The following is a 20,450-nucleotide window of genomic DNA, read 5'->3' as shown; positions in this document are numbered from 1 at the left end:
CAAATGACGGGAGGCTCCATTGAGCTGGTGGGGAAAATTGGCCGGCGGCGCGTTCGGCTTCATGGTGGGGGGGCCGATCGGCGCGCTCCTCGGGGCCGTGCTGGGCCACAATCTGGATAAGGGCATCAAGGGGCTGTCCGGGGACGAGCGCTTCGCCCCCGGCGACCAGGAGCGGGTACAGACCGCCTTCTTCACCACCACCTTCTCGGTGATGGGCGCCATCGCCAAGGCGGATGGGCGGGTCTCGCCGGACGAGATCGCCCTGGCCCGCTCGGTGATGGCGGAGATGGACCTCAGCGAGGAGATGCGCCGCACCGCCATCAACCTGTTCAATCAGGGCAAGGCGGCCGGGTTTCCCCTGGACGGGGTGCTGGAGCAGTTCCGTACCGAGTGCCATCGCCGCAATACCCTGATCCAGATGTTCATCGAGATCCAGCTGCAGGCGGCCTACGCCGACGGTAGCCTGCACAAGGCCGAAGAGCAGATGCTGCTGCACATCTGCAAGCGGCTTGGCATTCCCGAATTCGCCTTCCGCCGCCTGGAGAAGATGATCCGCGCCGAGCGCCATTTCGGCGGCGGACGTCGCGCCGAGGCGAAGCCCGCCCGCCCCTCGCTGCAGGACGCCTACGCCATGCTCAATGTCCCCTCCGATGCCAGCGATGCCGAGGTGAAAAAGGCCTACCGGCGGCTGCTGAGCCAGCACCATCCCGACAAGCTGGTCTCCAAGGGTCTGCCGGAGGAGATGATGAAGGTGGCCACCCAGAAGACCCACGAGATCCGCCAGGCCTATGAGCGGGTGAAAGAGGCGCGGGATATGTAGCTACCCATGTTTCCGAGGGTGTGATGCGGCCAGTGCTTTCTTGGAAACGTAGGATGGGTGGAGGAGGAACGACGTAACCCATCAAGTGGAAAGGCAATGGTAGCGTGGGCACGTCTTCCGTGCCCACGCTGTCTCCGTGGTGTTGTTTCCGCGGGGGCAAAAAAAGCGTGCCCACCAATCTAGAGCCACGGCATTACCGCGACCGGAGTACGGGGTTCAATAGTCGGCGTAGACCGCGCTGTTGCCTTCACGGTCAAAGGTGAGCACCTGATAGGGGTCCTGGCGCGCACCCTCCATGCCGGGCGCACCCATCGGCATGCCGGGCACGGTCAGGCCGGCCACCGCCGGTTTCTCCCGCAGCAGACGGCGGATCTCGTCGGCCGGCACATGCCCCTCGATCACATAGCCGGAAATCTCGGCGGTGTGGCAGGAGGCGTGTTGCGGTTTCACTCCCAACGACTGCTTGACCTGGTCCATGCGGTCGGTGTTGTGGGTCTGCACCTCGAAGCCGTTCGCCTTCAGGTGTTCGACCCAGGCGCCGCAGCAGCCGCAGGTGGGGGATTTGTAGACAGTGATCAGCTCCCCGGCAACGCCAACGGTGGCGGCCAGGCTCAGCAGGCCGGTGGCGATCAGTTTGGCCAGTGTGTTCATGGGCGTTTTCATGGGTAATTTCCAGACTGTGTTGAAGAAGGACCGGGTTCACTTGACCTCGCGGTCGCGTACCCCGAGCAGATAAAGTATACCGTCCAGTCCCAGGGTGGAGATGGCGTGGCGGGCATTTTCCCGCACCACCGGTTTGGCATGGAAGGCGACGCCGAGGCCGGCCAGGCTGAGCATCGGCAGATCGTTGGCGCCGTCGCCCACCGCGATCACCTGTTCCAGGCCGATGCCAAGGTCGCGCGCCATCTGCTGCATCAGTTCGGCCTTGCGGGCGCCGTCGACGATCTCGCCCTTCACCTCGCCGGTGAGTTTGCCGTCGCGGATATCCAGCTCGTTGGCGGAGAAGAAGTCGACCCCCAGTTTCTCCTGCAGGTGGCGGGCGAAATAGCCGAAGCCGCCGGACAGGATGCCGACCTGATAACCGAGCCGTTTCAGGTTGGAGATCAGCCGTTCCGCCCCCTCGGTGATCGGCAGCTGCTCGGCGATTTCCGCCAGCACCGACGCGTCCAGCCCCTTGAGCAGGGCCATGCGGCGGCGGAAACTCTCCTTGAAGTCGATCTCGCCCTGCATCGCCGACTCGGTGATCGCGGCCACCGCCTCACCGACACCGGCGGCCTTGGCCAGCTCGTCGATCACCTCCACCTGGATCAGGGTGGAGTCCATATCAAACACGATCAGGCGCCGGTTGCGGCGATACAGGTCGTCGGCCTGGAATGCCACGTCCACCTCGTCGCGGCTGCTGATCTCCAGCAGATCCTGACGCAGCGCGCCCAGGTCGGCGGGCTCGCCGCGCACCGTGAATTCGACACAGGCGCGGCGGTGGGGGTTGGCGCTACGCAGGGAGAAGCGCCCCGACAGGCGGGTAATGCCGTCGATGTTCATGTCGTGCCGGGAGACCACCTCGGCCACATGGGCGATGGTGCTGGCGCCCAGTTTGCGTCCCAGCAGGGTGACGATATAGCGCAGTTTCCCCTGGTGGCTGACCCAGGTCTCGTAGGCCTCCTCGTCAATCGGGGTGAAATTGATCTGCAGGCCCAGCTGGTGCGCCTGGAACAGCAGATCCTTGATCACCGGTCCCGACTGGGCCTCGGGCGGAATCTCCAGCAGCATGCCCAGCGAGAGGTGGTCATGGATCACCGCCTGGCCGAGATCGAGGATATTGATCCGGTGATCGGCCAGTACCCCGGTCAGGGAAGCGGTCAGACCGGGGTGATCCTTGCCGGTGACGTTGAGCAGGATGATTTCGCGCATGATTCAGATGGTCTCGCCGTCATACAGCTCCGGTACCAGATTGGGTGGTATCTGCAGGTGGTAGCCCAGGCTGCGCAGATTGGCGATCACCTTGCTGACATCCTCGCGTGCCAGTTGGCGGTCGGGGTGCAGCGCCAGCTCCATCACCGGCAGCGGGGTGCCGAAGCGTTGTAATAGCGCCTGTGGCACATCCTCGAAGGCGTCCTGGCGGGCGAGATAGAGGTACATCTCATCCTTCTTGCTGCTGCGGTAGATCCAGCAGGGGGTGGTGTTCGGCGTTTCGGTCATGGTGTCGGACGCAGGCTGAAAACAGCTATTCTAACGCGAATTCCCCGGCCGCGCAGAGATCAGGCACCGCTTTTCCGCGGCGCTCAGCTGTCTGATCTCCCATTCCCGCCGGCAGGCGGCCGAGCGTGACTCGGCCGCTTCCTGATAGGCCAGGGCCAGGGGGCGACGGGCGCGGGTGTATTTGGCACCTCTCGGGCCGTGGTTGTGCTCCCGCAGCCGGCGCTCGACATCGGTGGTGACGCCGGTGTAGAGCGTGCCGTCGCCACAGCGCAGGATATAGATATACCAGTTTCGCATGCTTATTTACTCAGTTTTCGGAGTTCACAAGGGTCGTTCAGGGTGGGCTACCCGCTTTCCGGGACCGTCGGAGGCATGGATGCCGACGCCGAGCGTACAGGGACGTATTCACACCGCGTCCCGGAAAGGGGGTGGCCCGCCCGGCGTTCAGAACTGAACTCCGAAACTTGAGTTATTCAGCGGTGACCCGGTCCGGGTTGGCCGGCTTCAGAAGAACTCCTCGTCGGAGATGGCCATGGCGCCGCTGTTACCTTCCACATTGCCGCTCTCCGCGAGGCGGATCTTCAGTGACAGGTTGTTGCGCGAGTCGGCATTGGCCAGTGCCTCCTCCAGGGTCACCTTGCCATCCTTGTAGAGCTTGTAGAGGGCCTGGTCGAAGGTCTGCATACCGCGCTCGTTGCCCTGCTCCATGGCCTCCTTGACGGCGTGTATATCGCCCTTCTGGATCAGTTCGGCGACGAAGGTGGTGAGCAGCATGATCTCCACCGCCGGTACCCGTCTGCCATCCTTGCTCTTGATCAGGCGTTGCGAAACGACCGCCTTCAGATTGAGTGACAGGTCCATGAACAGCTGATGATGGGCCGTATCGGGAAAGAAGTTGACGATGCGGTCCAACGCCTGGTTGGCGTTATTGGCGTGCAGGGTGGAGAGACAGAGGTGGCCGGTCTCGGCGTAGGCGATGGCGTGCTGCATGGTCTGGCGGTCGCGGATCTCGCCAATCAGGATCACATCCGGCGCCTCGCGCATGGCATTTTTCAGCGCCACCTCGTAGGAGAGGGTATCCAGTCCCACCTCGCGCTGATCCACCACCGACTTTTTGTGGGTGTGCAGGAACTCCACCGGGTCCTCGATGGTGAGGATGTGCCCGGTGGCGCTGGCGTTACGGTGGTCGATCATCGAGGCCAGCGAGGTGGATTTGCCCGAGCCGGTGGAACCCACCACCAGGATCAGGCCGCGCGGCATCATGATCAGGTCCTTCAGTGATTGCGGCAGGTTCAACTCCTCGATGGTCGGAATGTCGCCCTTGATATAGCGGATCACCATGGAGACGTCGCCACGCTGGCGGAACACATTGACACGAAACCGCCCCAGCCCCTTCATGGAGACGGCCAGGTTGCACTCCATGGTGCCTTCAAACTCGGAGATCTGGTCATCACTCATGATCGAGTAGGCGAGCTTGCGTACCGCACCGTGTGCCATCGGGGTGTCGCCGATCGGCATGGTGCGTCCCTCCGCCTTCAGATTGGGAGGGGCACCTGTGCTGAAAAACAGGTCAGAACCGTTTTTCTGAACCATCAGCTTCAGGTAGGGGATGATCTCCATAACTATTTTCTCCGGCGGGCTGGCTCATAGGCATTTCTTGTCCCATTATAGGCGGCAGATTTTCCTAAGAATGAAGGGCGGGTTTTGAGGATATTTGTGAAGTCCATCACGCCAGCCCCTGTGGACAAATTCTGCCAGGCCGGATAATACGGCACTAACCGGTCAAACCACTCTGACCGCCTGGCTGTTGAAAGGAGCACACATGAGCCAACTGACTCTCAGCGGACTCTTTTTTTACCCGGTGAAATCCCTGCGCGGCATCGCCCTGGAGCGCGCGCCGGTGGATGGCCGGGGGATCCATTTCGACCGCCACTGGATGGTGGTGGATGGGACCGGGAAGTTCATCACCCAGCGTCAGCATCCGCGCATGGCGCTGGTTCGCACCGCGCTCACGCCGGGGGGGCTGCGGCTGTCGGCGCCTGCCATGCCGGACCTGGACGTGGCGTTCGAACCCGCGGACATGGAGCCGGAGACGGTGCAGGTGTGGCGCGACCAGTGCCTGGCGCAGAGCGCCGGCGCGGAGTCGGCCGCCTGGCTGAGCCGGTTTCTCGGCATCGACTGCCGGCTGTTCTTCATGCCGGAGCAGACCGAGCGGGCGGTTGATCCCACCTATGCGGGTCCGCAGGACCGGGTCGGCTTCGCCGATGGTTTCCCCTTCCTGCTCATTTCCCAGGCCTCGCTGGACGACCTCAACAGCCGGCTGGAGCAAGCCTTGCCGATGCTGCGCTTCCGCCCCAACCTGGTGGTCTCGGGCTGCGCCGCCTACGCCGAGGACAGCTGGCAGCGCATCCGCATCGGTGGACTCACCTTCCGGGTCGCCAAGCCCTGCTCCCGCTGCGTCATCCCCACCATCAATCCCGAGACCGGCGAGAAGGGGGTGGAGCCGCTGCGCACCCTCAATCGCTACCGGCGCGAGGGCAACCAGGTCTTTTTCGGTCAGAACCTGCTGCACGACGGGACCGGGGAGCTGCGGCTCGGCAGCACGGTTGAGGTGCTGGAGTAGCCGTACTACCCTGGGTTCGCGGGCAAGGGGTCGGAGTCAAGTCGCGCGGATCGGTAGGAATCTTCCACCGCCGCTACGCGACTTGACTCCGACCCCTGTCTGTTCTTCCTGACTACGACACTACCCGGGCGCCGCGTAACCCACCGACTCCCCGACCGCCGAATGGTGGGTTACGGCGCGCGCAAGGTGCAATGCAATCGGCCTTCCCGGTGCCGGGCGCGCCTAACCCACCCTACAAAACTACCCGTTCAGCATGGCCGCCACCTCGGTGGCGATCGCCTCGCCCAACACCCGGTGCGCCGCCGCGTCCAGGTGGATACCGTCGACCGGGCTGGCCCGAATCACCCGGTTGGCGTCGAAGAAGCCGGTGGCCTGTTCCCGGGCCACCTCGCGTAGCGCCTCCACCAGCCCCTGGCAACGCCGGTCAGCGCCGGCAAACTTGCCGGCGATGGCGCCTTTCGGCTGGCCGATCAGGGGTGGGGCGATCAGCAGTATATCCGGCACCGGCATGCCGGGTTCGATCGGCGCCTGGCGCATGATCTGGACCAGCCGCGCCACGCCCTGGGCCGACAGCCAGGCGTTATTGTCGTGGCTGCGCTGGAAATCGTTGGTGGCCAGCATCAGCAGCACCAGCCTTAGCGGGGCGTGCATTTCCATCACCTGCGCCAGCCCTTCGCTGCCGTTGCGGCCCGCCTTGAACGGGTCTTCCCAAACGCTACGGCGCCCGTTGAGGCAGTTCTCGATCACCCGTGTCGGGTGACCCCGGGCGTTCAGACCCTGTTCGAAAACCCCCGGCCAGCGCTCCGTAAAGGTGAGGCGCAGGCGGGTGTCGGGGATGATGCCCCAGCTCAGGCTGTCGGCATAGACGAGCATCTGGTCCATATGTCGGTTCTCCCGAGTGTCGGTGTTAGGGACCCGGTTGGCTAGCGGGCCGTTGCATGGACATTATCCCGGGCCGCCATGCCGGCTGTGAACCCGGCGTGGCGAGCAGGGCTTGTGGGGAAGAATCACCGGCGCTAAAATATCACTGACCGACCGGTCAGTCAGTCAGTCAGTAAACCAGAGTTTCCAATGACACCATCACAAGCCAGCGATACCCCCAATCCGGCACAGGGGGATGACTCCCGTTCTCCCAGTGCGCAGGCCATTCTCGATGTCGCCGCCGGCCTGTTCGCCGAAAAGGGCTACGACGCCACCTCCATGAGCGAGCTGGCGCGCTGCGCCGGGGTGAGCAAGGCCAATGTGTTCCACCATTTCCGCAGCAAGCATGAGCTCTACCTGGCGGTGATCCGCGAAGCCTGCCGCGACAGCAGCGCGGCGTTGCGCCAGGGGCGGGTTTCCGGGAGCACGGTTACCGAGCAGCTCTCCGCCTTCCTCGCCCATCACCTGGAGACCCTGCTGCGCCGGGAACAGGTCTCGCGCCTGGTGGTGCGCGAGGTGATGGAGTCCAGCCCCGAGGGGGGCAAGGAGCTGGCCGAGCAGGTGTTCCTCGAAGGTTTCAGCGAGCTGCTGGCGATTGTGCGCGAGGGGCAGGAGAGCGGCGAATTCCGTCGCGACCTGAACCCGGCGCTGCTGGCGCACCTGATCATCAGCACCAATGTGTTTTTCTTTCAGAGCCGCAACGTGTTGCGTCATTTTCCCTTTGTCGATTTCGCCGACGATCCCCGCCGTTTCGCGCAGATGGCGGGTGATCTGCTGTTTCACGGCTGTTTGTGCGAACCCGCGGCGGGCACTTCCGGTGCCGCGGCTGGCGACCCGGTTTCATTGCTAAATTCCCAGGATAGAGATACATGATTAAACGGCTGATTATTCTCCTGCTGCTGTTCGGTGGCGCTGCCGCGGGCGTCGGTTACTGGAAGTTCCAGCAGTTCCAGCAGATGAACGCGCAACTGACCGCGCCCCGCCCCCCGGCGGTGATCGCCTCGGCCCGGGTACGACAGGAGAACTGGCAGCCGATGCTGCGCGCCGTGGGTAGCCTGCGGGCGCAGAGCGGCATCGAAATCACCAACGAGGTGCCGGGCATGGTGAGTCTGATCAATTTCGACTCGGGTCAGGTGGCCACGGCCGGCGAGGTCCTGCTGCGGTTGGAGGATTCGGTGGAACTGGCCACCCTTGAGTCACTCAAGGCCGACCAGCGCCTGGCCGAGGTGCAGTTCCGGCGCACCGCCGAGCTGATGCCGAAGCAGGCGGTCTCCAAATCGGAGTTCGATATCGCCAAGGCGACTTATGAAAGTGCCCAGGCCAAGGTGGCGCAGCAGCAGGCCACGGTGCGCAAGAAGGTCATCAAGGCCCCCTTCAGTGGCATCCTCGGCATCCGCCAGGTGGACCAAGGACAGTTTCTCCCGGCCGGCACCCCGATCGTCAGCCTGCAGGCCCTGGATCCGCTGTACGTGGACTATGCGCTGCCGGAGCGCGAGTTCAGCCGGGTGACCCCGGGCCAGGTGGTGCGGCTGCGGGTTGCCGCCTATCCGGATGCGCCGTTCAGCGGCCGCGTCAGCGCCATCGATGCCGGCGTGGACGAGGGCAGCCGTTCGATCCGGGTCCGCGCCACGGTACCCAATCCGGAGCGTCGTCTGCGTCCCGGGATGTTCGCCGAGGTCGAGACCCTGATGCAGAATGAAAATGCGGTGCTCACCGTGCCGCGTACCGCCATCAGCTACAACACCTACGGCAATTTCGCCTATATCATCGGCGAAGCCGAGGGCGGGGGGTTGCGGGTGCAACGGCGTCAGGTGGAGACCGGCACGGTGCGCGAGGGACGGGTGGCGGTCATCCGTGGCCTGGCGGCCGGGGAACGGGTGGTGCGTGCCGGCCTGGTCAAGCTGCGCGACGGCCAGCCGGTCACCATCGATGATTCGGTAGTACTGGATGACGGCCAGGTCGTGGAACAATGAACTTCACCGACATCTTTATCAAACGCCCGGTACTGGCGACGGTGGTCAGCCTGCTGATCCTGATTGTCGGCCTGCGTTCCATCGGCATGCTGGAGGTGCGGCAGTATCCGGTCATCGACAGCACCGTGGTCAAGGTGACCACCAACTACCCGGGGGCCAGCTCCGACCTGGTAAAAGGCTTTGTCACCACCCCGTTGCAGCAGGCCATCGCCGAGGCCAACGGCATCGACTACCTGTTCTCCACCAGCAGTCAGGGCAGCTCCAGCATCGAAGTGCACATGGAGCTCAATTACGATGCCAACGCCGCCGTCGCCGAGATCCAGGCCAAGGTGGCCAGCAAGCGTAATGTGCTGCCGGCGGATGCCCAGGATCCGGTGATCGAGTCCACCACCGGCGACTCCACCGCCCTGATGTATGTCGCCTTCTACAGCCAGGAGATATCCCGGGTGCAGCTCGCCGACTATGTGCTGCGGGTGGTGCAGCCGCAGCTGCAGGCCCTGCCCGGGGTGGCCAAGGCGCGCATGTTCGGCCAGCAGTTCGCCATGCGCATCTGGCTCGACCCTCGGCGCATGGCGGCGCTGGGGGTGACCGCCGATGATGTGGCCGGGGTGCTGCGGGCCAACAACTACCTGGCCGGTATCGGCTCGACCAAGGGCCGCTACGTGGCGGTGGACCTGACCGCCAGCACTGACATCAATCGGGCAGAGGATTTTCAGCGCCTGGTGGTGCGGGGCGGCAACGGCGCGCTGGTGCGCTTGGGGGATATCGCCCGCACCGAGCTGGGGGCCGAGAACTACGACTCCACCGCCTGGTATAACGGCATCCCCGCGGTGTTCATCGCCGTCGAGCAGGCGCCGGGCTCCAACCCGCTGACCGTGGCCGGGCTGGTCAATGACGAGGTGCCGAAGATCCGCGCCCAGCTGCCGGCGGGGATGCAGGTGATGATCCCCTACGATGCCAGCACCTTCATTCAGAACTCCATCGACGAGGTCTACCGCACCATTATCGAGGCGGTGCTGATTGTGCTGTTCGTGGTCTACCTGACGCTGGGGTCATTCCGCGCCGCCGCGGTGCCGGCGGTGGCGGTACCGCTGTCGCTCATCGGCGGCGCCTTCGTCATGCTGCTGCTGGGTTACTCGCTCAACCTGTTGACCCTGCTCTCCATGGTGTTGGCGATCGGTCTGGTGGTGGATGACGCCATTATCGTGGTGGAGAATGTGCATCGGCATATCGAACGCGGCGAGACCAAGTTCCACGCCGCCATCTACGGGGCGCGGGAGATGGCGGTGCCGATCATCGCCATGACCACCACCCTGCTGGCGGTGTATGCGCCGATCGGTTTCATGGGCGGGCTGGTGGGCACCCTGTTTACCGAGTTCGCCTTCACCCTGAGCGGTGCGGTGATCATCTCCGGTATCGTCGCCCTGACCCTCTCGCCGGTGCTCTCCGCCCATGTACTCAAGCCCCACGGCAGCCAGGGGCGCTTCGAGCAGCGGGTCGAGGCGTTCTTCAGCTGGCTGGCCGACGGCTATCGGCGGCTGCTGCACGGTTCGCTCTCCACCGTGTCGGTGAGCGTCATCTTCGCCCTGCTCACCCTGCCGGCCGTCTACCTGATGTTCGTCACCAGCCAGAACGAACTGGCGCCGACCGAGGATCAGGGCATTCTCTTCTTCCAGGCCAGCGGTCCGCGCACCGCCACCCTGGATTACCACCGCGCCTATGCGCGGCAGATCCAGCAGGAGTTTCAGGGGATTCCCGAGTACAACGACGGCTTCTACATCCTCGGGCGCTCCCAGGACACGGTGTTCGGCGGCTTCAAGATGACCTCCATCGACCAGCGCGAGCGCACCCAGACGATGGTGCAGCCGGAGGTCCAGACGGCCCTGGACAAGGTGGCCGGGTTCCAGAGCGTGGCCTTTCCCCGGCCCAGCCTGCCCGGTTCCGCCGGCGGCCTGCCGGTGCAGTTCGTGATTACCAGCGACCGCACCTATGAAGAGATCATCGAGCTGGCCGATCAGATCATCGGTCGCGGCATGGGCAGCGGCAACTTCATGTTCCTGAAGAAATCGGTGGACCTGGACCGCCCGGTCACCCGCCTGCAGGTCGACCGCGACCGGGCGGGGGACCTGGGCATCAGCATGCAGGATATCGGCCGCAACCTGGGCACCATGCTGGGTGGCGGCCACGTCAACTGGTTCAATCTCGATGGCCGCAGCTACAAGGTGATACCCCAGGTCGAGCAGGCCTACCGGCTCAGCGAGGCGATGCTCGACGACTACTATATCCGCAGCGGCGGCGGCGCGCTGGTGCCGCTCTCCAGCGTGGTGCGCATGGAGAGCCGGGTCGAACCCTCGAAACGCACCCAGTTCCAGCAGCTCAACTCGGTGGCGGTGGAGGGGGTGACCTTCCCCGGGGTCAAGCTGGGTGATGCCCTGGCCTTCCTGGAGGCCCAGGCCCAGGAGCTGCTGCCGAAGGGCTACAGCTACGACTATGCCGGCGATTCGCGCCAGTACGCCCAACAGGGTAGCGGTCTGGTGGTCACCTTCTTCCTGTCGTTGCTGGTGATCTACCTGGTGCTGGCGGCCCAGTTCGAGAGTTGGCGCGATCCGCTGATCATCCTCATCTCGGTACCGCTCTCCATCGCCGGGGCGATGCTGTTCATCACCCTCGGCTTGGCCTCGGTGAATATCTACACCCAGGTCGGCCTGATCACCCTGATCGGGGTGGTGGCCAAGAACGGTATCCTGATCGTGGAGTTCGCCAATCAGCTGCAGATCAAGGAGGGGTTGTCGAAGCGCGAGGCAGTGGAAAAGGCCGCGGCGATCCGCCTGCGGCCGATCCTGATGACCGCCGTGGCGCTGATCGTGGCCATGCTACCCCTACTGACCGCCAGCGGCCCGGGGGCGGTCAGCCGCTTCGATATCGGTCTCACCATCACCACCGGGCTGGGGATCGGCACCTTCTTCACCCTGTTTGTGCTGCCGGCCTTCTATCTGCTGCTGGCGCGTGACCATAACAAGGCGCAACTGGCGCTGGAACGGGAGGAGCAGGCCGGCTGAGTGGTTCCGGTAATGCGGGGTGTGGCTGGTAGTCTTCCAATTTTATTAGCGGGGTACAGCTGATTCAGCTTTGGGTGGGTTAGGCGCCCACGGGGCGCCCTATGACCGGTTTTTTGGGTAGGATGCCGGTGAGCTTGCGAACCGCATCATTGGCTGGCCGCCGGACCGATGCGGTTCGTTTTACGCACCGCATCCTACAGGTTGTAGTCTTAAGGGTGGACAATTCGGTAGGCACATCCACCATTGCTGCTAGTCGTCGCTGCCTGGTTTTGCCTGCGGTGTCTCGGCCTTTTTCACCCGCATCCGGCTGCCGGCCAGCTCCTGCCCGTTCAGGCTCTTCATCGCCGCCTTGGCTTCCCCCGGCTTGGGCATGTTGACGAAGCCGAAACCCTTCGACTGGCCGCTCGCCTGATCCATCACCAGGGTGCAGGACTGCACCGTGCCGTACGCCTCGAACAGGGCGCGGAGTTCCGCTTCGGTGGTGCTGCGGGCGAGGTTGCGTATCAGGAGTTTCATGCGGCACATCCCTGTGCCGCACCCTTCGGGCAGCTTCGCTGTGCAAAACGGCTATCCTGCCGTCTTGTCATGCGGCATGCACATCCCTGTGCCGCACCCTGACGGGCGGCCTTCGGCCGTGGAAATTGTCTATCCTGCCAATTTTTCATGGGGTCACCGTGTTTTGGAAAGTGCGCTGATTATACCCCTGTTAGTGCCCGAGGAGCGGGTTTTGTCAGCGTGGAAATGATCCGCAACGACTTAGGGCCGTTATCCGGGCGTGATCTGCCGGACCAGATAAAACCCCCGGGCGGGTGCCAGCTGCTGCTGCAGCAGCGGCAGCAGTTCACCCATCTGCCCGGGCAGGACCCAGGGCGGATTGATGGCGATGATGCCGCTGGCGGTCATGCCGTGCTCCCGGTTATCCGCCTGCATGCCCAGCTCGAATTGCCAGACATCCTTCAGCTTGGCGGCGCGCAACTGCTTGATCAGGCGCTCGATCCAGTCGCGCTGTACCACCGGATACCAGAGCAGGAAGGTGGCATTGGCCATGCGTTTGTAGCCGGCCAGCAGCGACTCCACCACCGTCTGGTACTCACGCTTCACCTCGTAGGCCGGGTCCATCAGTACCAGGGCGCGTTTCTGCGGCGCCGGCAGCAGGGACTTCAGGGCATGGTGTCCGTCACCCTGTTCGGTGCGCACACGACGGTCCCTGGCAAACAGCCGGGCGAGTTTCGGGTAATCGGTGGGATGCAGCTCAAACAGCCGCAGCCGGTCCTGTTCGCGCAGCAGGTCGGCGGCGATGAGCGGTGAGCCGGGATAGATCCGGCGCCTGCGGTAGCGTTCGATCAGCTTGCCATAGGGGGCAAAATCCGCTGGCAGTTCGGCGAGCCGCAAGGCGCCAGCGCCATCCGCATACTCGTTGGTCTTGCGACTCATGGCGCTGTCGAGCGGATAGCTTCCCGCACCGGCATGGGTATCGATATAGAGCAGCGGCCCCGGTTTCTGCAGCAGATACTCCAGGCTCCTGACCAGCACCAGGTGCTTGAAGACATCGGCGAAATTGCCGGCGTGGAAGGCGTGACGATAACTGAGCATGAAGGTACACCGGGAACGCTGGGTGGGGCGACAATGTGCACCCAAAGCGCCATTTTGGCAAGTGAGCCGGGTCAGAACCGGTCGTTTCGCACCAGCCACGCTTCCTCGGGCTCGTGACCGGCGTGCAATGCCGCTTTGAGAAAGCGGGTCGTCGTGGCAATGGCCTGCTGGATCGCCTCACGCTCGGACCCATAGGATATGCGAGTGGGATAATAGGGGGCCGCCTGCTCAGGCGTATGCACATGATGGCTGACTTCGAAATGGAACGGGGTATCCGGAATCAGGGTGCTTTTGTATATTTTTATCTTCAGCTCCGGATGAAAGCGCTCGTGTTCCAGCTCCAGCTGTAACTTTATTTCGCGAATCAAGACATAGGATTCCATTACCTCTTTATTCTCTTTAAGAACCCACACCACGTCATCAACGGACATTTTATTCTCCTGAGCTGCTGTCCCCGGGTAATCGGCGAATTCGCCTGACCCTCGCCGATCCAGCTGTTGCGTTAGCGGCCATGATCCCGCCTCTGGTGATTAACTGCAAATCGCGGGCCCTTAGTCCAGTTCGCCACTCAATGCGGTCTCGGCGGACTCCAGGGCCTCGCACGCCTCCAGCCACGCCTCTTCGGTCTGCTGCTGTTGCCGGGTGAGTTGGCTCTGGTCGGCCAGCAGCTGTTTCAGTTTGTCCTTCTGGCCGGACTCGTAGAGGGAGGGATCGGCCAGGGCGGTCTCCAGGATGTGCTGCTTGCCGGTCAGCTGCTCGAGCATTTTTTCGTGTTGTTCCACGGCTTTTCTCAGCGGCTGAAGTTGCCTGCGCCGCTCCGCGTCGGCACGCTTGCGCTCCTTGCGGGCGCCGGCGCTGTGTTCGACGACGCCGCCGTTTTTCTCCTGGCGCTGGTCGGCGTTGCGGTTGTCGGCCAGCCAGCGGGGGTATTCGTCCAGGTCGCCCTTGAATTCGTCCACTTTGCCGCCGTGCACCAGCAGCAACTGGTCGGTGGTGGTGCGCAACAGGTGCCGATCATGGGAGACCACCACCATGGCGCCTGCGAAATCCTGCAGCGCCAGGCCCAGGGCGTGGCGCATCTCCAGGTCCAGGTGATTGGTCGGCTCGTCCAGCAGCAGCAGGTTGGGCCGCTGGTAGACCAGCAGGGCCAGCACCAGGCGCGCCTTCTCGCCGCCGGAGAAGGGGGCCACCGGGCTGTCGGCGCGCTCCCCGGCAAATCCGAAGCCGCCGATGAAGTCGCGCAGCGACTGTTCGGTCGCCTTGGGGTCGAGACGCAGTAGGTGGGCCAGGCCGCTCTCCTGCGGATTGAGCTGGTCCAGCTGGTGCTGGGCGAAGTAGCCGATCTTCAGCTCCTGCGCCGTCTCCCGCTTGCCGCCGCTCGGCTGGAGTTCGCCGGCCAGCAGTTTGATCAGGGTCGACTTGCCGGCGCCGTTGGGGCCCAACAGGCCGATGCGATCACCCGGCGCGAGGTTGAGCTTGACCCGGTCGAGGATCTGTCGCTCGCCATAACCGGCGCTGGATTCCAGCAGCTTGAGCAGCGGATTGGGAGTCTTGTCCGGTGTCCTGAAACTGAAGTGGAACGGCGAGTCGACGTGGGCCGGGGCGATCAGCTCCATCCGTTCCAGCGCCTTGAGCCGGCTCTGGGCCTGGCGCGCCTTGGTTGCCTGGGCGCGGAAGCGGTCGACATAGCTGCGGATGTGGGCCACCTCCCGCTGCTGCTTCTCGAAGGCCGACTGCTGGTTGGCCAGGCGCTCGGCGCGAACCCGTTCGAACGCGGAGTAGTTGCCGCTGTAGAGGGTGATGCGCTCCTGCTCGATATGGGCGATGTGGCTGGTGACGGCATCGAGAAAATCCCGGTCATGGGAGATCAGCAGCAGGGTGCCGGGGTAGGCCTTGAGCCACTCCTCCAGCCAGATGACCGCGTCCAGGTCGAGGTGGTTGGTAGGCTCGTCCAGCAGCAGCAGGTCGGAGCGGCACATCAGCGCGCGGGCCAGATTGAGGCGCATGCGCCAGCCGCCGGAGAAGCTGTTGACCGGATGGAGTTCCTCGCCGGGGCGGAAGCCGAGGCCGTGGATTAGCCGGGCGGCGCGGGAGCGGGCGGTGTAGCCGCCGATGGTGTCGAGCCGGGCGTGCAGTTCGGCCGCCTTTTCGCCCTGGTGGGCCAGCTCGGCTTGCGCCAGTTGCTGTTCGATGCGGCGCAGCTCCTCGTCGCCGTCTAGCACATAGTCGAGCGCCTGGCGCGGGTCGGCCGGGGTCTCCTGGGCGACGTGGGCGATGACCCAGTCCCGGGGGCGGTAGAAATCCCCGGCATCGGCATGCAGCTGGTCGCGGATCAGGGCGAACAGGCTCGATTTGCCGGTGCCGTTGGCGCCGGTGATGCCGACCCGCTGACCGGGATGGATGATGAAGCTGGCGTCGGCGAACAGCGGTTTTACCCCGCGCCGCAGGCTGAGTCTGTCGAATCTGAGCATGGCGGCGGATTCTACCGCTTTCTGCTGCGGATAGGGAGCATCCGCGTGGAAAGACAGCCATTCTAAGTATGGCTTTCAGTAGCCATTCAATTATCAGCGGTTTGGTTATCCCGGGCCGGTTAGTAAGGAACCACGGATGGACACGGATTCACACAGATAGGAGATCAGAATCCGGAATCCGTGTTTATCTGTGTGAATCCGTGGTTTTCCAGGGTTCAGCGGGCGACGGGTGCCCGGCGGGTGCGGGCTGCGAGCACGTCATAGCCCTTCAGCTGGTATTCGGCAATCTCGATGGAGCGGTCATACTGCCGGTTGAGCAGGGTGATAGCCTGCGCCTCGCCGCGTTCCCAGGCGCGGCCGGCGAACGCCTCGGCGAGGGCGATGAAGATGCGCTGGGTGTGGTAGTGGGTCAGGTCGTCAGTCGGCTGGTGGGCCTGCAGCCGGGTGAGTATATGGAACTTGTCGAGCAGCTCGGCGTGATAGGCGCGGTTATAGAACAGGTTGGCGATGGCGGTTTCATCACACTTCGCAGCCACCTGGCGCAGCTGCGCGGGGGGGTATTCGGCGCTGTGGGTAAAGGGGTTGTCGCAGTCGTTCGGGTTGGCGGCGGAGCCGTTCAGACTGAACAGGCCACCGAGCACTCCCAGGATGAGCAGAATACGATAGTTCATGCGACACCTCCCCCCTCTGACCGGTGCAAATCAGGCCCTTATCATTCAGTGTAGTCAGGATCTTACGGTTGTGTGGCGAAAGGGTTACAGCGCTATGACAGCGCCGCTAATTTCGGCGGTCTTGGCGCCGGTAACCGATGGCTTCGCTGAGATGGGCGGTGTGGATGGTATCGGATTGCACCAGGTCGGCAATGGTGCGGGCCAGCCGCAGGATGCGGTGATAGGCGCGGGCGGAGAGGCCCAGCTGGTCCATGGCGCGGGTGATCAGCTGGCTTGCCTCGGCGGAAAGGCCGCAGGTTTCGTCCAGCCGGCGCCCGGCCAGCTGGCTGTTGGGACAGCCATTGCGCACCAGCTGGCGCTGCCGGCACTGCTCTACCCGGGCACGCACCGTTTCGCTCGTTTCGGCAGCGGCGGGCCCGCTCTCCTGGAGGGCCTGGGCCGGCAGGCGGGGAACCTCGATGGTCATGTCGATACGGTCCAGCAGCGGCCCGGAGATGCGGCCGCGATAGCGCGCCACCTGGTCGCTGCTGCAGCGACACAGTTGCCCGCTGCTGTCACCCAGATAACCGCAGGGGCAGGGATTCATCGCGGCAATCAGCTGGAAGCGGGCCGGGAACTGCTCCTGGCGGGCGGCGCGGGAGATGGTCACCTGGCCGCTTTCCAGGGGTTCCCGCAGTACCTCCAGCACCTTGCGGTCGAACTCCGGCAGTTCATCCAGAAACATCACCCCGTTGTGAGCCAGCGAGATCTCCCCCGGCCGCGGATTGCCGCCGCCCCCCACCAGGGCAACCCCGGAGGCGGTGTGATGGGGGGCGCGGAACGGCCGCTGGCGCCAGTCGGCGGCGGAGAAGCCCAGGCTGCTGATGGAGCGGATGGCCGCCGTCTCCAGCGCCTCCTGCTCGCTCATCCCGGGGAGGATGCCGGGCAGACGGGAGGCGAGCATCGACTTGCCGGTACCGGGCGGCCCGATCATCAGCAGACTGTGGCTGCCGGCGGCGGCGATCTCCAGCGCCCGCTTGGCGTGGGTCTGCCCCCGCACATCGGCCAGGTCGGGGTGGCGGACCGTCACCGGGGCCGCGGCAAAACCCGCCAACGCGGCGATGCCGTCGCCCTTGATCAGGTGGTCGCAGACGGCCAGCAGATGATTGGCCGGAAACAGCGGGATCCGGCTCACCAGGGAGGCCTCGGCGGCGCTCCCCTCGGGCAGGATCAGGCCGCGTCCGGCCTCCCGGGCCGCCAGGGCCACCGGCAGGACCCCCCTGACCGGACGCAGGGCGCCGGAGAGGGCCAGTTCGCCGATGATTTCATACTGGTCCAGTGCCAGGTGCGGGATCTGGCCCGAGGCGGCCAGGATGCCCAGGGCGATGGCCAGATCAAACCGCCCGCCCTCCTTGGGCAGGTCGGCCGGGGCCAGGTTGATGGTGATGCGGCGGGCGGGAAATTCGAAGCCGGAGTTGAGCAGGGCGCCGCGCACCCGGTCCTTGCTCTCTTTCACCGCCATCTCCGGCAGACCGACGATGGAGAGGGCCGGCAGGCCGTTGGCCAGGTGCACCTCGATGGTGACGAGCGGGGCGCGGATGCCGCTGCGGGCGCGGCTATGCAGGGTAGCGAGGGACATGTTCACCTTCCGTGGCGAGTGTCGGGCCGGTCGTCACTGAACGGCTTCCGTGGTCATCAATCAGCGGACTGTTTTGTCTCCGCTTCCAGATCGGCGATGCGCTGTTCCAGCGCCTCCAGTTTCTCCCGGGTGCGCAGCAGCACGGCGCGCTGGATCTCGAACTCTTCCCGGGTCACCAGCTCCAGGTGGCCGAGGCCGGCCTCCAGTGACGAACGCAGGTTTTTCTGCAGGTCTTCCTGCAGCAGTTGCAGACCGGCGGGCAGGCTGCCGGCCACCCGCTTGGCGAGATCATCTAAAAGCTTGGAGTCAATCATGGGCGCAAGATAGCGGGGGCGGGGGCGGTTGTCCAGTCCCGCGACGCGGGATGGTGGGACGATGTCATCTGAATTCGGGCGGGGCGAGGATCTGCCTGCTTGCTTGCCGGGACGCCGTAAACCCATCCCTGGGGGTTTGCCGCGGCCATCCATGGCCGCGGACACCCGTCAATCAAGCAGGCAGATCCATGCTCACAACCAGTTGCGTGTTTAGATGACGTGGCCCTGAGTCCCGCGGCGCGGGATGACGGGCCAACCCCTCGATTTTGTTTGCACCAGATTAGTGCGTATATTTCGCGCAGCCTCTTCTTGGTGCGCCTTATTTACCATGTGTTCTGTCTGGTTTTTTTTATCTTATTGAATATAAATTAAAAATTACTGTTGGCACGGGAGCTGCAAAAGAGAGGGCAAGCCGGACCGGCTGGTTCCGGTCCATGGACAAAATGGCTCACCATCTTAAAAACAGCAGGAGAACATGTATGAAACTGGTTTCTGCAATCATCAAGCCGTTCAAGCTGGATGACGTACGTGAAGCGCTTTCGGAGATTGGCGTTTCCGGTATCACCGTCGTGGAAGTGAAGGGATTCGGTCGTCAGAAAGGTCACACGGAGCTCTATCGCGGCGCCGAGTATGTGGTCGATTTTCTGCCCAAGATTCGGGTGGATGTGGCGATTGCCGCCGACAAGCTGGATCAGGTGATCGAGGCGATCAGCGAGGCGGCCAAAACCGGCAAGATCGGTGACGGCAAGATCTTTGTCGCCAATCTGGAGCAGGTGGTGCGTATACGTACCGGCGAGACCGGCCCGGATGCACTCTGAACTCAAACAATAAGCTTTAAAATATAGAGGTTAATGCTATGGAAGATATACTCAATCTTCGCTATGCCCTCGATACCTTCTACTTCCTGGTATCCGGTGCGCTGGTGATGTGGATGGCGGCGGGGTTCGCCATGCTGGAGGCGGGCCTGGTGCGAGCCAAGAACACCGCCGAAATTCTGACCAAGAACGTGGCGCTGTACGCCATCGCCTGCGTCATGTACATGCTGATGGGCTACGGCATCATGTATCCGGAGGGGGGTAACGGGGTGATTCCCGCGCTCGATCTGTCATTCATGTTCGGCGGTGACAACGATGCCGCGGCCGTGCTGGGTCAGGACCCGGCGGGCTGGTATGACGGCGACTACTACTCCGGCATGTCCGACTTCTTCTTCCAGGTGGTGTTCGTGGCCACCGCCATGTCCATCGTCTCCGGTGCCGTGGCCGAGCGTATGAAGCTCTGGAGCTTCCTCATATTCGCCGTGGTGATGACCGGCTTCATCTACCCGATGCAGGGTTACTGGAAGTGGGGCGGCGGTTTCCTCGATGCGCTTGGGTTCCAGGACTTTGCCGGTTCCGGCGTGGTCCACCTGGCGGGTGCCTCCGCCGCCCTGGCCGGTGTGCTGCTGCTGGGGGCGCGTAAGGGCAAGTACGGTGCCGACGGCGAAATCCGCGCCATTCCCGGCGCCAATATGCCAATGGCAACCCTGGGTACCTTTATCCTGTGGATGGGCTGGTTCGGCTTCAATGGCGGTTCGGAACTGGTGCTCTCCAATGTGGGCGAGGCGAATTCGGTGGCCGCGGTGTTCGTGAACACCAATGCGGCGGCGGCCGGTGGCGTGATCGCGGCTCTGCTGACCGCACGCGCCATTTTCGGCAAGGCCGATCTGACCATGACCCTGAACGGCGCGCTCGCCGGTCTGGTGGCGATCACGGCGGAGCCCCTGGCGCCCAGCCCCCTGTGGGCCACGGTGGTGGGAATGATCGGTGGCGTGCTGGTGGTGTTTGCCATCCTGTCGCTGGACAAGCTGAAGATCGACGATCCGGTCGGTGCCATCTCGGTACACGGTGCGGTCGGTATGTGGGGCCTGTTGGCGGTTCCCTTCTCCAATGGCGACGCCACCTTCGGCGCACAGCTGACCGGTCTGCTGGTGATCTTCGGCTGGGTTTTCGCGGCCAGCTTCCTGGTCTGGCTGGTGCTCAAGGCGACGGTCGGTATCCGGGTCTCCGAAGAGGATGAATATAACGGCGTGGACTTCAGTGAGTGCGGGCTGGAAGCCTACCCCGAGTTTGTCGGCTCGCGCGGCTCCGGCATCTGATAACGCATCTCAATGCGACGAGTTGGGGCGCCCGGGTGGCGCCCCTTTTTTTTG

General features: G+C 63.9%; 20 protein-coding genes. 7 read left to right on the top strand and 13 right to left on the bottom strand.

Annotated features, from left to right (window positions below):
- Positions 1-19 precede the first annotated feature (19 nt).
- A complete protein-coding gene (gene djlA / locus NPX02_RS17355; protein WP_260295088.1) occupies positions 20-820 on the top strand; it encodes a co-chaperone DjlA in 801 nt (266 codons plus the stop codon).
- 216 nt (positions 821-1,036) lie between these two features.
- Here djlA and NPX02_RS17350 read toward each other — a convergent pair whose 3' ends face one another.
- From NPX02_RS17350 to NPX02_RS17330, 5 genes are all read right to left on the bottom strand, one after another.
- A complete protein-coding gene (locus tag NPX02_RS17350) occupies positions 1,037-1,471 on the bottom strand; it encodes a DUF411 domain-containing protein (protein WP_260295086.1) in 435 nt (144 codons plus the stop codon).
- Between the two features lie 48 nt (positions 1,472-1,519).
- Positions 1,520-2,731, bottom strand: a complete 1,212-nt coding sequence (gene serB / locus NPX02_RS17345) for a phosphoserine phosphatase SerB (RefSeq protein ID WP_260295084.1) — start codon at positions 2,729-2,731, stop codon at positions 1,520-1,522.
- Positions 2,732-2,734: 3 nt separating this feature from the next.
- A complete protein-coding gene (locus NPX02_RS17340) occupies positions 2,735-3,019 on the bottom strand; it encodes a YcgL domain-containing protein (RefSeq protein ID WP_260295083.1) in 285 nt (94 codons plus the stop codon).
- A 30-nt stretch (positions 3,020-3,049) separates the two neighbouring features.
- Positions 3,050-3,316, bottom strand: a complete 267-nt coding sequence (locus NPX02_RS17335) for a GIY-YIG nuclease family protein (RefSeq protein WP_260295082.1) — start codon at positions 3,314-3,316, stop codon at positions 3,050-3,052.
- A gap of 207 nt (positions 3,317-3,523) precedes the next feature.
- Complete coding sequence (locus tag NPX02_RS17330; RefSeq protein ID WP_260295081.1) at positions 3,524-4,639, bottom strand: PilT/PilU family type 4a pilus ATPase; 1,116 nt, start codon at positions 4,637-4,639, stop codon at positions 3,524-3,526.
- A gap of 202 nt (positions 4,640-4,841) precedes the next feature.
- Here NPX02_RS17330 and NPX02_RS17325 point away from each other — a divergent pair, with 202 nt between their 5' ends.
- Complete coding sequence (locus NPX02_RS17325) at positions 4,842-5,642, top strand: MOSC domain-containing protein (RefSeq protein WP_260295080.1); 801 nt, start codon at positions 4,842-4,844, stop codon at positions 5,640-5,642.
- A gap of 240 nt (positions 5,643-5,882) precedes the next feature.
- Here the strand turns inward: NPX02_RS17325 and NPX02_RS17320 are convergent, their stop codons facing one another.
- Positions 5,883-6,524 (bottom strand): SGNH/GDSL hydrolase family protein, encoded by a 642-nt coding sequence (locus NPX02_RS17320; protein ID WP_260295079.1) that lies wholly within the window; start codon positions 6,522-6,524, stop codon positions 5,883-5,885.
- A 189-nt stretch (positions 6,525-6,713) separates the two neighbouring features.
- Between NPX02_RS17320 and NPX02_RS17315 the strand changes: the two genes are divergently transcribed.
- From NPX02_RS17315 to NPX02_RS17305, 3 genes are read left to right on the top strand one after another with little or no spacing between them, the layout of a single operon-like run.
- Entirely contained in the window at positions 6,714-7,436 is a 723-nt protein-coding gene (locus tag NPX02_RS17315) for a TetR/AcrR family transcriptional regulator (protein WP_260295077.1), read from the top strand.
- Positions 7,433-8,536 (top strand): efflux RND transporter periplasmic adaptor subunit, encoded by a 1,104-nt coding sequence (locus NPX02_RS17310; RefSeq protein WP_260295076.1) that lies wholly within the window; start codon positions 7,433-7,435, stop codon positions 8,534-8,536. The genes NPX02_RS17315 and NPX02_RS17310 overlap by 4 nt, the downstream gene beginning before the upstream one ends.
- On the top strand, positions 8,533-11,595 hold the full coding sequence (locus NPX02_RS17305) for an efflux RND transporter permease subunit (RefSeq protein WP_260295075.1): 3,063 nt from the start codon (positions 8,533-8,535) through the stop codon (positions 11,593-11,595). The genes NPX02_RS17310 and NPX02_RS17305 overlap by 4 nt, the downstream gene beginning before the upstream one ends.
- 249 nt (positions 11,596-11,844) lie before the next feature.
- On the opposite strand, the gene NPX02_RS17300 is transcribed toward NPX02_RS17305, so the two are convergent.
- From NPX02_RS17300 to ubiK, 7 genes are all read right to left on the bottom strand, one after another.
- Positions 11,845-12,111, bottom strand: a complete 267-nt coding sequence (locus NPX02_RS17300; protein ID WP_260295074.1) for an RNA recognition motif domain-containing protein — start codon at positions 12,109-12,111, stop codon at positions 11,845-11,847.
- 249 nt (positions 12,112-12,360) lie between these two features.
- Entirely contained in the window at positions 12,361-13,188 is an 828-nt protein-coding gene (locus NPX02_RS17295; protein WP_260295073.1) for a 23S rRNA (adenine(2030)-N(6))-methyltransferase RlmJ, read from the bottom strand.
- A 71-nt stretch (positions 13,189-13,259) separates the two neighbouring features.
- The gene (locus NPX02_RS17290) at positions 13,260-13,619 is read right to left on the bottom strand and encodes a hypothetical protein (protein WP_260295072.1); all 360 of its coding nucleotides are present in this window, start codon (positions 13,617-13,619) and stop codon (positions 13,260-13,262) included.
- A gap of 120 nt (positions 13,620-13,739) precedes the next feature.
- Positions 13,740-15,659 (bottom strand): ATP-binding cassette domain-containing protein, encoded by a 1,920-nt coding sequence (locus tag NPX02_RS17285; protein ID WP_260295071.1) that lies wholly within the window; start codon positions 15,657-15,659, stop codon positions 13,740-13,742.
- A 215-nt stretch (positions 15,660-15,874) separates the two neighbouring features.
- Positions 15,875-16,330 carry a hypothetical protein gene (locus NPX02_RS17280; RefSeq protein WP_260295070.1) on the bottom strand — a complete coding sequence of 152 codons (456 nt, stop codon included), beginning with the start codon at positions 16,328-16,330 and terminating at the stop codon, positions 15,875-15,877.
- Positions 16,331-16,436: 106 nt separating this feature from the next.
- A complete protein-coding gene (locus NPX02_RS17275; protein WP_260295069.1) occupies positions 16,437-17,948 on the bottom strand; it encodes a YifB family Mg chelatase-like AAA ATPase in 1,512 nt (503 codons plus the stop codon).
- A 56-nt stretch (positions 17,949-18,004) separates the two neighbouring features.
- Positions 18,005-18,262, bottom strand: a complete 258-nt coding sequence (gene ubiK, locus NPX02_RS17270; protein WP_260295067.1) for a ubiquinone biosynthesis accessory factor UbiK — start codon at positions 18,260-18,262, stop codon at positions 18,005-18,007.
- A gap of 479 nt (positions 18,263-18,741) precedes the next feature.
- Here ubiK and glnK point away from each other — a divergent pair, with 479 nt between their 5' ends.
- Together glnK and NPX02_RS17260 are read left to right on the top strand one after the other, a co-directional pair.
- Positions 18,742-19,080: a P-II family nitrogen regulator gene (gene glnK / locus NPX02_RS17265; protein WP_260295066.1), complete on the top strand. Its 339-nt coding sequence runs from the start codon at positions 18,742-18,744 to the stop codon at positions 19,078-19,080.
- A 38-nt stretch (positions 19,081-19,118) separates the two neighbouring features.
- A complete protein-coding gene (locus NPX02_RS17260; protein WP_260295064.1) occupies positions 19,119-20,396 on the top strand; it encodes an ammonium transporter in 1,278 nt (425 codons plus the stop codon).
- Positions 20,397-20,450 lie beyond the last annotated feature (54 nt).

It is taken from the genome of Sedimenticola hydrogenitrophicus, assembly GCF_025175675.1.
Lineage (GTDB): Bacteria > Pseudomonadota > Gammaproteobacteria > Chromatiales > Chromatiaceae > Sedimenticola > Sedimenticola hydrogenitrophicus.
Note: the sequence above shows the minus strand (reverse complement) of the source record. Positions and strands in the feature narration are given on the sequence as shown.